Raw genomic sequence first — 12,371 nt, 5'->3', positions numbered from 1 at the left:
CCGTGAGCCTCGGCAGCAGCCTCCTCATCTTCGCCAGCGGGCGCCTCGCCGCCGTCGCGCTCGGCTTTGCCTTCCAGCTCCTCGTCGTACGCGTGCTGCCGCTCGCCGATTATGCCGGCTATGCGGTGGCAATGGCGGCAGCCCTCCTGGCGCAGTCGCTCCTGCTCTTTGGCGTGCCGACGGTGCTCGCCTATGAGGCGAGCGCGCGTCATCATGCGGGCGACGGTCCCGGCCTGCGGCGCTTGCTGGGCCGCGTCGCGGCGGTGCGGCTCGGCGTGCTCGCCCTGTTCGCCCTCGTCGCCTTCCTGGCGTCGGCGGGCGGTTTCCTGCCGGCATTGGCCCACGGCGTGCTGATCGCCGCCGCCGTTGTCTGGGCAGCGGGACTTCTCCTCGCGAGCGACGCCGAAAGCATCTGCCAAGTCCTTGGGCAACAACGGCTGAGCCGCGCCGTCGCCGTCGGCGAGCCACTTGTACGGCTCGCCGCCCTCGTGACGGCCGTTGGGCTCGGCTGGCCCGTGGAGGCAGCGACCGTCGTCATGCTTTGCGCCGCGACCACAGCCCTTGCCGGGCTCGCCCTCGTCGGCGCGGCAGCGGTGGGTGTTGCCCGGCTCGGCGCGATGTCCGGGAGCGGGCAGACGCCGCGGCAGAACCTCGTGGCGCTTGCCGGCGCGAGCTATCTCAGCACGGCCGGCGCCATGGTCATGAGCCCGCCCGCAGTGCGTCTGGCGGTGTCGGGGGCGATGCCGGTCGAACTCCTCGCGGCCTTCTCCTTCATGCAGGGGCTAATGTTGAGCTTCCTGCGCCTGACATCGGGCATTGTGCTGTCGCCCTTCATCGAGCCGGCGGTGATGAGCCATGCGGCGCGCGCCGGCTCGCAGGCCCCAATGGCGGCGGCGCTGTCGCTCGTGTTCAAGCTCGACCTCGTCGTCTTCTCCACGGCTGTCGTCGGCCTGCTTGCCGGCGGGCCGGCGGTGCTGGCGCTGCTCGCCGGCGGGCGTTTTGCGGGTCTCGACTGGCTGCTGCCGGTGCTCTTCGTCCTGCCGCCGCTCTATGGCTTCTATCGCAGCCTGGAGACGGCGGCTGCCGTGATGGCGCGCCGGCGGGCGCTCGCCACCGTCCTGCCCATCGGTCTCTTCTGGCTCGGGATGCTCATCCTGACCGGTCTGGTGATGCCGCTCGTTGCTGCCCTTGTCATCCCGATTCTCGACATCGGCGCGCGTCTGCTCCTGCTCGCGGCGAGCCTCAGGAGGAGCGGCGTGCGCGGCATCTGCGATCTGCCCTTCCTCCTCGTCGTCGTCGCGAGCGCGCTCATTGTCGGCATGGGCGCGCGTCTGATGGCGGCGGATGTGATGCCGGCCATGCAGATCCTCGTCGCGGCGCTGGCGGCGCTCGTGCACCTTGCCGTGGTGCTCGGCCGGGCGCGGCGGCTGCCGGCGGCGGAACACGCCATCGTCGCCGCAGCGATGCCGCGACTTCTGCGTTTCCTGCCCGCGTCCGCAGGGCGAGAGGCCGTGCCATGACAGCCGCAGCCGCCGGGCCGACCCTGACCGTTATCGTGACCCGCCTCGGCATCGACGGGGGCATGGACCGGGTCGTCGAGGCGATGGCCGCAGCGCTCGCCGACAGGGGCGGGGAGGATGTGCGGCTCATCTGCGTGACGACGCGGGGCCGCCTCGGCAAGCTCCTGTCGCCCCTTGTCTTCGCCGGTGCGCTCGCGCGCTGCCTTGCTCTCGGCCTCAGCGGCGGGGCGGATGTGGCGCATCTCAATCTCGCCACTCGTGGCAGCGTGCTGCGCAAGGCGTTGATGGAGCGCGTCCTGTCGCTCGTGGGCGTTCCTGTCGTGGTGCATCTGCACGGAGCCAATTTCGACGATTACTACGCCGCCTGCGGCTCCTTCATGCAGGCGGCGATCCGCACCCTGTTCCGCCGTGCGACCTGCGTTGTGGTGCTTGGCAATCACTGGCGGGATTTCGTCACGCGCATCGCCGGGCCGGAGGTGGCGACGGCGATCGTCTACAATGCCGTGCCACGCGTCCCGGCTGCGGCGGAACATGAGGATGGCGGCGTACATCTCGTCGTGCTTGGCGAGGTCGGCGAGCGCAAGGGCACCGACGTGCTGCTCGACGCGCTGTCCCTGTTGCGCGGGCGCAGCGTTGGTGGCTGGCGCTGCACGATCGCCGGCAACGGAGCTGTGGAGCGCTTTCGCGCGCGGGCGGAAAGCCTCGGCCTGTCGGGGCTCGTCACCTTTCCCGGCTGGCTCGATGCGGGCGCGGCAAAGATGCTGGCGGGGCGGGCCGATATCGTCGTCCTGCCGTCCCGGGCCGAGAACCTGCCGATGAGCATCGTGGAGGCGATGGCGGCGGGCAAGCCGGTTGTGGCGACCCCGGTCGGAGCTGTCCCGGAGATCCTCCATGACGGGGTCGAGGGCCGGCTCGTGCCCGTGGGCGACGCGGGTGCGCTTGCCGATGCGCTCACCGTGCTCATCGGCGACGGGGAGATGCGCCGGCGCATGGGAGAAGCGGCGGCGGTGCGCCATACGGCCGATCTCGACAGCGCGGTCTTCATCGAACGGCTTGTGCAGGTGTGGCGCAGGGCGGCGGGGAGGACGGGATGATCGCGGCGCGACGCGCACGATGGTCGGGGATGTTTTCGGCGCGCCGCCGGCTGCGCACCGTCAGCCTCGGCGCTGCGGCAGTGCCGGAGGGGCTGCGCGTCTATTGCGTCGGCGATGTCCACGGGCGGGCGGATCTGCTCGCCCGCGTGCTTGCCGCCATCGCGGAGGACACACGAGGCCATGGCGGAGAGGTGGCGCTGGTGACGCTCGGGGACTATGTCGACCGGGGGCCGGACTCGGCGCAGGTGCTTGAGATGCTGGCGGCCGGGCCGCTACCGGGCGCCGCCTTCCATCCGCTCATCGGCAACCATGAGGTCATGCTCCTTTCCGCGCTGATGGGCAGCGGCGATGCCATGGCCTGGCTGACGAACGGCGGCGACGCGACGCTCGCATCCTACGGTATCGATTGGCGCAACCTCGCGCCAGAGCGCGGCTTTCCGGAACTGCCAGATGTCCTGCGGCGGCACATGCCGCAGGGTCATGTCGATTTCCTGCGACGCTGCGCGCTGACGCATGTCGTCGGCGACTATCTCTTCGTGCATGCTGGCATCAGGCCGGGGGTGCCACTCGCGCAGCAGCGTCCGGAGGATCTCGTCGGCATCCGCCGGCCGTTCCTGAATGCGGCAGAGGTCTACGAGAAGGTTGTCGTTCACGGCCATACGATCGTCGCGGCGCCCGAGGTCTGTCGGAACCGCATCGGAATCGACACAGGAGCCTTCGCCTCGGACGTGCTGTCGTGCCTGTGCCTCGAGGGGCGGGGGTATCGTTTTCTCACGTCATAGGCAGTCGTCGTGCGCGTTGTCGCCCGCCCCTTCAGCGTGCTAGCCTTTTTGCTGTCAGTTGTCCCGTTCGGGGATAAGGAGAGCTCATGGCGTTCGTGCGTCTTCCGCATTCGCCGCGCAACGCCATCTCCGCTGCGCTCTTCCGAAAGCCGATACCCTGGTCGACGAGTCCCGTGCCGCCCCGCGACGGGGCGACCGGCCGGGAGGAGGGGCACCCTTGAACGAGTTCGATCTCCAGTCGCTTACGGGCCTGCTGCGTCGCCAGCGATTCACCATCGCCGTCACGGTCATCGCCGTTCTGGGGCTCGTCATCCTTGTACTGTCGCAGATCCCCTCGCGCTATTCCGCGACGACGCTCGTCATGATCGACCCGCGGGAGCAGAGGCTGGTCAGCCTCGACAACGTTACGCCCGCTCCGCCCAATATCGGCGCCGTCGACGGTGAGGTGGAGATCATGGCCTCGCCGGTGATCGCGCGGCGCGTCATCGCCCGGCTCAACCTGCAGGACGACGAGGAATTTAACCGGCCGGATCTTCTAACCCAGATCGCCGCGGGATTGTGGCCGGCCGCCGTCGATGGGTCCGAGGGGCAGGCGCAGCCGGGACAGCCCCTTCCGCCGCGCGTCGAGCGGCGCATCATCGACCGGCTGGCGCGGCGCGTCGACATCGCCCGCCGCGGCGTCACCTCGATCATCGCCATCGAAGCCTCCTCGCGCGATCCGGACAAGGCGGCCCGCATCGCCAATGCCTATGCCCAGGCCTATATTGAAGACCAGATCGCGAGCCGGCTGCGGCTCGTGGCGAATGCGGAGCGCGTTCTCGCCAGCCGCGTGACCGACCTCGGCGAGGAACTGCGGCGGGCCGAAGCCGAACTCGACCGATTCACGCTGGAGCAGGCGATGGAGCGGATGGGGGAGGACGGCCGCAACCGCCTGGTTTCGCTCCGGACGGCTCTCGAGGAGGACATTGCCGCACGGACTGATGCGCTCGCGCGGCTGCGAACGCTCGAGCCCCTGGTGCAAGACGCAGACACCACCGGCATCGCAAGGGCCTTGGCAGGGGGCGAGAGCGATGCCCTCACCGAGGAGCGCCGGGAGATCGAGCGGCAACTGTCGGCCGGAAGGTTGCCGCCGGCGCGGGTTACAGCCCTGCGCACACGCATCGCTGCCATCGATGCCCGGATCGTGGCGCTCGGCCGTGCCCGCACCGAGGAACTGCAGCGCGCGGCCGATGCGTCCGAGCAGCGCGCACAGCAGGTGCGCCGCGACCTCGACATGCTCGTCAACACGTCAGACTTGCCGGCTGATGCGTCGGTCCAGCTCTACAAGCTGCGCGAAGAGGTGGCGGCGAACCGCGCGCTCTATCAGAACTACCTCGGTCGCCTTAGACAGGTGAGCCAGCAGCGTGGCCTCGTGCTGGCGGACAGCCGCATCGTCGCCGAGGCGATGGCCGCGGTGCGGCCGAGCTTTCCGCCGACGTTGCCGATCCTCGTCGCCTCGCTGTTCCTCGCCTTCGGTGCGGGTTTCGGTATCGCCTGGGTTCGCGACACCTTTGGACGCGGCTTCCTCAAGGCGGACGAGGTCGAGGAGGCGACGGGGCTCGACGTCGTCGCAAGCCTGCCGCAGGTCGAGTCGGCCAGAGCCGCCGTGCCAGTGCAGGACAAGGTGGTGCGCGAGCCCGGCTCGGGCTACGCCGAGGCGATCCGCCGCCTGCGCCTGGGGCTCGACATCCTGATGAGCGCCGGCGAAGGCGAGGCGGGGGGAAAGGTCGTGCTCGTCACCTCGACGAAGCCGGGGGAGGGCAAGTCCGTCACGGCCGTCGCACTCGGCCGGGCGGCGGCTCTGGCAGGCCGCAGAACGCTCCTCATCGACTGCGACCTGCGCAAGCCGAGTGTGCATCGCCTGCTCAAGGTCGACGTCAAGACGGGCCTTGTCGACATCCTCGCCGACCGGGCCACGACAGCCCATGTCAACGATGTGCGGGTCATAGACCCGCTCAGCGACATGTCGGCCTTCATCAGCGGCGATGCCCAGTTCTTCCCGGCCGAGAGCATCCTCGATTCAGCCCGTTTCCGGGCGTTGCTCGAGGGTTGCCGCAAGGCCTTCGACGTCATCATTCTCGATGCGCCACCGCTGGCCGTCGTCTCCGATCCGTTGCTGCTCGCCGTCTATGCCGACGTGGTGCTCTATGTCGTGCACTGGAAGACGACGACGCAGCGCGAGGTGCTGCAGAGCCTCAAGGAACTTCGCCGGGTCAAGGGCGAGACGGTCTATGTCGCGCTCAACGGGGTCGCTGCGGCATCGGGGGAGGGAAGCTACTATCCCTATGCAGCCAAAGGTCGAAAGCCGGGCGGGAGCGCGTGAGGCCCGCCCGGCGCCAGATCAGACGTTGTGCCAGACCCACATCTGCGTCGGTGACTGTACCTTTTCCCAGGAATAGGACGTGCTGCGCCAGGGCTTGACCTCCTGAACGAGGTTATCGAGGGCATAGTCGCCCCTGTCGGTGCGCACCAGCAGCACGGCGTGCTGCTGGCCCCACGACGTGCGCACAAGCGCGATGAGAAGGGCGCTGGAGGGCCAGCCCTGCGCGAGCAGGCGCTGGCGCTTCGTCAGAGCGAAATCCTCGCAGTCGCCCGACGCACCGCCAATGCTCCACTTGTCCGCGACGCCGAGCCGGTTGATGTCCTCGACAGCGCGCATGCTGCGGTTGACCGCGGCGTTGACGGCCACCATCTGCTGCAGCCTCTTGCGCGACAGGACCACCTGACCGTCGCGTGTGACATCCGCCTGGCCCTTGCGCGGGCGACAGACGGACGGCTGGGCGATGCAAAGTTCGTAATAGCCCTGGGGGATCGGCACGGACATTCCGAGGTGGATGTGCGTCGAAGTGCCGAGCCCAACCTCCTCGAGCGGGTCGACAGAGGGGGCGGTCATGGCTGGGGCCGCAGACATGCACAGCATTGCGGCTGCGGCAATGGCAAGCTCTTTGGTCTTCATGGTGGGACGCCTCTTATTGTTTCGAATGCGGCAATTCTGCGTCCCTTCTTATAAATATCCCCTGCTGATAAAAGCGCAATTGTACGTATTCATTGTCGAAGATTATCATCCTAATCTTAATTCAACTTATGGTAAAATTTGAAGTAACTGTTAACCATAGGGTTTTATGGGTTTGGTGGTTGCCTTTGATCGAGGCGCGCGGCGTTCAATCGTTCAGTGGCGAGGTATTCTCTACCTTGCGGGGCCCCGGCTCCGGCCTCAGTGCGCCGATGGGCGTGCGGCATGACGGCCGCGCGTGTCCTCGCGCGGCGTCGCCGATCCAAGGGGATATCGAGGGCAGCATTCCTGCCCTGGCCCTCGAATCCTGGACGATTTTCTGCGGGAAGGGGCAGGCGGGCTGCCCGGCCTCATGCCGGGGCTGCGTTCCCCTTTGGGGGCTCCAGCCACAGCCGTGCAGACCGGCGGAGCAATGTCGCAAGGAGGGGAAAGGCTGCCGCTCGGGCCGCGCTCAGGAGCAATTTGTCCGGGCGGGGCGGACGGTTGGATGCAAAACAAAACCCGCAGAAGGTCTGCGGGTTTTCAGATGAAACTGCCGAACGCTGTCTCGTCTACGCTTCTTCTTCTGCCGGCTTAGCCGCTGCTGCTCGAGTTGTCAGCAAGCGGAGAGGGCGCGTCAATCGCGGCAGGCCGATCGGCAACCACGGCGACGAATCCGACGGGGCACTGGCCGCCGCGCTCGAGCACGAAAGCCGGAGCCGTGTTTGGCGGAACAGGCTGGCACACGATGGCCTGGAACGGGCCGAGGTTGATCGTCGGAGCCTGCTGGGCACCGGCCGGGACGAAAGACAAGGCATAAGCACCTGCTGCGGCCAAGGCCGCCAAGGTGTAACGAGACCGAATGAGCGGTAACATGGCCGCGCCCCTCCATTAGAGATCGGTAAAAATTTATCAGTTTTTTAGTAAAAGAGAAAGCGGCCTTATTGACCGTAGTCTGCAGGGTCAGTTGCCGCCAGCCGCCCGGCAGGCCATCAGGATAGCCCCTTCGGTCGCGTCGGCCGCCGCCGGGACGATCCTGTCAGTGACATAGGGCGGCAGCCAGGGCCTCAACGCGCCGGCGACGCCGCCCATGAGGCACAGTCGTGGAGCGCCAGCGGAAAGAAGGCGCTCGGCGATGCGGGTGACATCACGCGCGGCTGTCTCCACGAGGCTTATGGCCAAGGGATCACGCTGGTTCGCATAATCGAAGACGAGTGGCGCCAGGCGCGCGAAATCGGCCGGACGGGCAGAGCGCGCCCAGTCGATGATCATCTCGGGATTGCGGCCGAAGCCGTCGAGCAGCGTCTCTGCCAGCGCGGTCATCGTCGCCCGCCCGTCATGGGCCCAGAGCGCCCGCCTGATCGCCTCGCGGCCGATTGCTAGCCCGCTGCCTTCGTCGGAAATCTCGGCCCCCCAGCCACCCACGTAGGTTCGCTCCCCGTTGACGATCGACAGGCCGCAGGAGCCGGTGCCGACGATGAGGATGGCCCCGTTCTCGCCACCGAAAGCGCCGAGCCAAGCGGCATAGGCATCCGTATCGAGCGAGATCGAGCGGAAGGGCAGCCGGCTTGCCAGGAACTGCTCGCGGGCGGAGGTCTGCGCCGCCCCGGCGAGGCCGAAGCCGGCGTGGATGAGCGATGTCGTCTCGCGTGGAAGGCCGGCGCGGTCGAGGATCGCGTGGCAGCCGGCGAGGATGGCGCGGGCTACCGTCTCAGGATCGAAACGGATATTGGAAGGCCCTCCGCTCGCCTCGCCGACGAGGGCGCCGTCGCCGGAGCGCAGGCGCAGGCGGCACTGGGTGCCCCCGCCGTCGACGCCGAGAAGGAAGGTGTCTGCTGCGCCCGATACGAACATTGCGCAAGTATAGACGGATTCGGGCGCGGCGCAGGAAGCGGCGTTGCGGCGCAGGCTGCCGTCGGACGGTCAGGCGCCCTTCCTGCGGGCATTGGGGAAGAAGAGCTGCTCGCCCTCGATCCTGTAGGCGGCGATGGCCGCCTGGCCCTCGGGCGAGATGACCCAGTTGATGAAGGTGCGGGCTTCCTTTTCCTTCACATGCGCGTGGCGCGCCGGATTGACGAGGATGATGCCGTATTGGTTGAAGAGCCGGTCGTCGCCCTCGACGAGGAGAGTGAGATCGCCGCGGTTCTTGAAGCTCAGCCACGTGCCGCGATCGGCGAGGATGTAGGCGTCCATGGCGGCCGCGGTGTTAAGGGCGGGCCCCATGCCCGAGCCCGTCTCGCGATACCAGTTGCCGTCGGCCTTGGGATGGAGCGCCGCGCGTTGCCAAAGGTCGAGCTCGGCCTGGTGCGTGCCGCTGTCGTCGCCGCGCGAGACGAAGGGCGCCTTCTTGCGGGCGATGGCCTGCAGCGCCTTGACGGCATCGCGACTACCCTTGACGCCGGCCGGGTCACTCTTCGGCCCCACGAGGACGAAGTCGTTGTACATGACGTCGGAGCGGCCAACGCCGAAGCCCTTGGCAACAAAGTCCTCCTCCGCGCTTCTGGCGTGGACGAAGACCAGGTCGGCATCGCCGCGCTCGCCGATCTTCAGCGCCTGGCCGGTGCCGACCGCGACGACGCGCACCTCGATGCCGGTCTTCCCGGTGAACTGCGGCAGGAGATGCTTGAAGAGGCCGGATTGCTCGGTGGAGGTCGTGGAGGCGACGGTGATGAAGGGCCTTTCCGCCGTCTGCGCCCCGGCCGGGGCCGCAAATCCCCAGATTGCTGCGCCCACGGCCGCGGCGATGACGGCGCGGCGGGTCGTTTCGAACAGCCTCATTGTCATCGCCGGCCCAATCGTTCAGGCCACGAGGTCGCCGCGCAGGAAGGCGGCCGCCTGCGGCGTGCGCGGGTGCTCGAAGAATTCCCCAGCGGGGGTATGCTCCATGAGCCGGCCGCGGCAGAGAAACAGCACCTCTTCGGCGAGGCGTCGGGCCTGGCCGAGATCGTGCGTCGTCATGATGATCTTGGTGCCGGCGGCGTCGATGGCGCGGATGGCGTCCTCGATCGCGCGGGAGGCGCCGGGATCGAGGCTGGCCGTCGGCTCGTCGAGGAAAAGCACGTCCGGCTCAAGGGCGGCCGCGCGCGCAATCGCGAGGCGCTGCTGCTCTCCACCGGAGAGCACGCGCGCCGGCCGCTCGGCGACATGGGCGAGACCGACGCTCGCGAGCGCTTCGCGGGCACGCGCATCGCGCTCGCCGCGCTCGAGGCGGCCTTGCAGCGCCAGGGCATAGGTGATGTTGGCGAGGGCCGAGCGGCGCAGCAGCACCGGCCGCTGGAAGACCATCGCCTGCCGCCCGGCGGTGTCGCGGCGTCCGAAGGCGTCGGCGCCGGCCCAGCGCACCGCGCCGTCGGTCGGCGCGACCAGGCCGTGGCACAGGCGCAGCAGCAGGCTCTTGCCGGCGCCGTTGGGGCCAAGGACGACGGTGCGGCTCGACGAACCAATGGTGACCGAGATGCCGTCGATGAGTGTCTCGCCGCCGCGCGCATAGGTCACCCGGTCGAGGCTGAGGGGAAGGATGGTGGCCCGGGCATGCATCGGCGGCCTCATCCCGCGGCGCGGCGGGCCGTGGCGCCAAGCATGTGGGCCGCGGCGTTGATGGCGAGCACGATGACGAGCAACACGATGCCGAGGCCGAGGGCAAGGGGCAGGTCGCCCTTGCTCGTCTCGAGCGCGATGGCCGTCGTCATGGTGCGCGTGACGCCGTCGATGTTGCCGCCCACGACGAGGATGGCGCCGACCTCCGCCATGGCGCGGCCGAGCCCGGCAAGGATCGCCGTGACGAGGCTGGAGCGCGCGTCCCACAGAAGCGTCGGCACGGCCCGCAGTCGGCCGGCCCCGAGGGAGGTGAGTTGCTCGCAGTATTCCGCCCAGAGGTCGGTGACCACCTGCCGGGTCAGCGCCGCGATGATCGGGATCACCAGCAGGGTCTGGGCGATCACCATGGCCGTCGGGGTGAACAGCAGGCCGTACGGGCCGAGGGGACCGGCGCGGGAGAGGAGAAGATAGACGAAGAGACCTGCGACCACCGGCGGCAGGCCCATCAGGGCATCGATGACGACGATGACGGGACCGCGACCGGGAAATCGGACGAGCGCCAGGACCGCGCCGAGCGGCAGACCGACCACGGCGGCACAGAAGACGGCGGTAAGGCTGACCTTCAGCGAGAGGGCGACAATCTCGACGAGGGCTGTGTCACCCGTGACGATCAGCCGCCACGCCGCCGCCAATGCTTCATCTAAACCCTGCAATCTGGCCTCTCATCCGGCCACGGTCGCTCCCGCGCGACCGTGCCTCAAGTGCCATGATGCACAGCCGTGCCTTGAAACCGATATGATATCTGCGGCATATCGGGGATAGGCGGCACCTATCCCCCTCCGGTATCGGCACGAGCTGGGCCGGTCTCGGGAAGGGAGGAATCACTCCTCTGGTGCGTCGCGCATCATGGCACGCAGCCCGGCGACTTCGCCGGCGATGGACTGCCGCGCCTTGCGCTCCATCTCCTCATAGAGGACGAGGACGCGCAGGCCCGCGTCGGTGAGGCGCGCGCCGCCGCCGCCAGAGCCGCCCTTGGCGGCATCGACGAGCGGCTCGCGGAAGCAGGTGTTCATGGTACGCACCAGGAGCCAGCTGCGTCGGTAGCTCATGTTCATGCGCCGGCCGGCTGCGGCGATCGAGCCTGTCTCGCGGATGCCGCGTAGCAGCTCCGCCTTGCCGGGGCCGATGGCGATGGACGGGCCCAGCAGGAGGCGCAGGCGGACCTCGACTTGGCTCTCCATGGCGCTGCGACAGCCTCCCGTTCGGAAATCGAGGGGATCATGCGGCGACGAGCGGCGCTTTCACCTGCGGGCCGCGATCGAGCCAGGCTGGCACCGGCAGGCCCTTCTCGCGCAGAAAGTTGGGGTTGAACAGCTTCGACTGATAGCGCGTGCCATAATCGCATAGCACCGTCACGATGGTATGGCCCGGGCCGAGATGCCGGGCAAGGCGAATGGCGCCGGCGACATTGATGCCGGACGAGCCACCGAGGCACAGGCCCTCATGCTCCAGCAGCTCGAAGACGAGGGGAATGGCCTCCTCGTCCGGGATCTGGAAGGCGACGTCGACGGGCGCCCCTTCGACGTTCTTGGTGATACGGCCCTGGCCGATGCCCTCGGTGATGGACGAACCCTCGGCCTTGAGGCTGCCGTGGGCGTAGTAGTGGTAGAGGGCGGCGCCCATGGGATCGGCAAGGCCGACGGTGATCTTCGGGTTGCGCTCCTTCAGCGCCATGGCGACGCCGGCGAGCGTGCCGCCGGTGCCGACGGCGCAGATGAAGCCGTCGACCTTGCCGCCCGTCGCGTCCCAGATTTCGGGGCCCGTAGTCTCGATATGCGCCTGCCGGTTGGCGACATTGTCGAACTGGTTGGCCCAGATCGCGCCCCGGGGATCGCTCGCCGCGATCTCCTCGGCGAGGCGGCCGGAGACCTTCACGTAGTTGTTGGGGTTGGCATAGGGGACGGCCGGCACCTCGACGAGTTCGGCCCCAAGGAGGCGAAGCGTGTCCTTCTTCTCCTGCGACTGGGTGTCGGGAATGACGATGACGGTGCGGAAGCCCATCGCATTGCCGACAAGCGCGAGGCCGATGCCCGTGTTACCGGCCGTGCCCTCGACGATGGTGCCGCCGGGCTTCAGGGTGCCTTTCGCCACCGCGTCCTTGATGATGAACAGCGCCGCCCGGTCCTTGACGGACTGGCCGGGGTTCATGAACTCGGCCTTGCCGAGAATCTCGCAGCCCGTCATCTCGGAGGCCCGCGCGAGGCGGATGAGAGGGGTGTTGCCGATGGCTTCGACGACACTAGGCTTGATGCTCATGGGCAGGCTCCGTTGCAGCTCATCACCGGCTGCTGCAGGCATTAAGGCATGGCGGATGAATTGTCCAACGACGCCGCGGCGGCCGCTTCAA

Annotated in this window: 11 protein-coding genes; 4 read left to right on the top strand and 7 right to left on the bottom strand. The window is 68.2% G+C overall.

The features are described 5' to 3' along the window. The first annotated feature begins 2 nt into the window (after nt 1–2). From ASC46_RS00810 to ASC46_RS00795, 4 genes are all read left to right on the top strand, one after another. Nucleotides 3–1,520 (top strand): hypothetical protein, encoded by a 1,518-nt coding sequence (locus ASC46_RS00810; protein ID WP_055457405.1) that lies wholly within the window; start codon nt 3–5, stop codon nt 1,518–1,520. Next, nucleotides 1,517–2,614 (top strand): glycosyltransferase family 4 protein, encoded by a 1,098-nt coding sequence (locus tag ASC46_RS00805; protein WP_055457404.1) that lies wholly within the window; start codon nt 1,517–1,519, stop codon nt 2,612–2,614. The genes ASC46_RS00810 and ASC46_RS00805 overlap by 4 nt, the downstream gene beginning before the upstream one ends. Nucleotides 2,615–2,643: 29 nt before the next feature. After that, nucleotides 2,644–3,396 (top strand): metallophosphoesterase, encoded by a 753-nt coding sequence (locus ASC46_RS00800; RefSeq protein ID WP_055457403.1) that lies wholly within the window; start codon nt 2,644–2,646, stop codon nt 3,394–3,396. A gap of 217 nt (nt 3,397–3,613) precedes the next feature. Next, nucleotides 3,614–5,758: a GumC family protein gene (locus tag ASC46_RS00795; RefSeq protein ID WP_055457402.1), complete on the top strand. Its 2,145-nt coding sequence runs from the start codon at nt 3,614–3,616 to the stop codon at nt 5,756–5,758. A gap of 18 nt (nt 5,759–5,776) precedes the next feature. Here ASC46_RS00795 and ASC46_RS00790 read toward each other — a convergent pair whose 3' ends face one another. The 7 genes from ASC46_RS00790 to ASC46_RS00755 all read right to left on the bottom strand — a co-directional run bounded on the left by ASC46_RS00790 (nt 5,777) and on the right by ASC46_RS00755 (nt 12,280). Next, nucleotides 5,777–6,391, bottom strand: a complete 615-nt coding sequence (locus ASC46_RS00790; protein ID WP_055457401.1) for a transglutaminase-like cysteine peptidase — start codon at nt 6,389–6,391, stop codon at nt 5,777–5,779. Between the two features lie 999 nt (nt 6,392–7,390). Then, the gene (locus ASC46_RS00780; RefSeq protein ID WP_055457399.1) at nt 7,391–8,281 is read right to left on the bottom strand and encodes a glucosamine kinase nucleotide-binding domain-containing protein; all 891 of its coding nucleotides are present in this window, start codon (nt 8,279–8,281) and stop codon (nt 7,391–7,393) included. A 69-nt stretch (nt 8,282–8,350) separates the two neighbouring features. Next, nucleotides 8,351–9,211, bottom strand: coding sequence for an ABC transporter substrate-binding protein (locus ASC46_RS00775; RefSeq protein ID WP_082464651.1), 861 nt, complete (start codon nt 9,209–9,211; stop codon nt 8,351–8,353). Nucleotides 9,212–9,226: 15 nt separating this feature from the next. Then, the gene (locus ASC46_RS00770) at nt 9,227–9,964 is read right to left on the bottom strand and encodes an ATP-binding cassette domain-containing protein (RefSeq protein ID WP_055457397.1); all 738 of its coding nucleotides are present in this window, start codon (nt 9,962–9,964) and stop codon (nt 9,227–9,229) included. Nucleotides 9,965–9,972: 8 nt separating this feature from the next. Continuing rightward, complete coding sequence (locus ASC46_RS00765; RefSeq protein WP_055457396.1) at nt 9,973–10,677, bottom strand: ABC transporter permease; 705 nt, start codon at nt 10,675–10,677, stop codon at nt 9,973–9,975. Between the two features lie 168 nt (nt 10,678–10,845). Beyond that, nucleotides 10,846–11,205, bottom strand: a complete 360-nt coding sequence (locus ASC46_RS00760) for a winged helix-turn-helix domain-containing protein (protein ID WP_055457395.1) — start codon at nt 11,203–11,205, stop codon at nt 10,846–10,848. 37 nt (nt 11,206–11,242) lie between these two features. Continuing rightward, nucleotides 11,243–12,280, bottom strand: a complete 1,038-nt coding sequence (locus tag ASC46_RS00755) for a cysteine synthase A (RefSeq protein WP_055457394.1) — start codon at nt 12,278–12,280, stop codon at nt 11,243–11,245. Nucleotides 12,281–12,371: the final 91 nt, after the last annotated feature.

The sequence above is a fragment of the Chelatococcus sambhunathii genome, from assembly GCF_001418005.1.
GTDB lineage: Bacteria > Pseudomonadota > Alphaproteobacteria > Rhizobiales > Beijerinckiaceae > Chelatococcus_A > Chelatococcus_A sambhunathii.
Note: the sequence above shows the minus strand (reverse complement) of the source record. Positions and strands in the feature narration are given on the sequence as shown.

Excerpts from the sequence above, each read along its gene's own strand:
- ASC46_RS00760 (WP_055457395.1), bottom strand. The coding sequence starts at position 11,205 with ATGGAGAGCCAAGTCGAGGTCCGCCTGCGCCTCCTGCTGGGCCCGTCC.
- ASC46_RS00790 (WP_055457401.1), bottom strand. The coding sequence starts at position 6,391 with ATGAAGACCAAAGAGCTTGCCATTGCCGCAGCCGCAATGCTGTGCATG.
- ASC46_RS00780 (WP_055457399.1), bottom strand. The coding sequence starts at position 8,281 with ATGTTCGTATCGGGCGCAGCAGACACCTTCCTTCTCGGCGTCGACGGC.
- ASC46_RS00770 (WP_055457397.1), bottom strand. The coding sequence starts at position 9,964 with ATGCATGCCCGGGCCACCATCCTTCCCCTCAGCCTCGACCGGGTGACC.
- ASC46_RS00805 (WP_055457404.1), top strand. The coding sequence starts at position 1,517 with ATGACAGCCGCAGCCGCCGGGCCGACCCTGACCGTTATCGTGACCCGC.
- ASC46_RS00775 (WP_082464651.1), bottom strand. The coding sequence starts at position 9,211 with ATGACAATGAGGCTGTTCGAAACGACCCGCCGCGCCGTCATCGCCGCG.
- ASC46_RS00800 (WP_055457403.1), top strand. The coding sequence starts at position 2,644 with ATGTTTTCGGCGCGCCGCCGGCTGCGCACCGTCAGCCTCGGCGCTGCG.
- ASC46_RS00755 (WP_055457394.1), bottom strand. The coding sequence starts at position 12,280 with ATGAGCATCAAGCCTAGTGTCGTCGAAGCCATCGGCAACACCCCTCTC.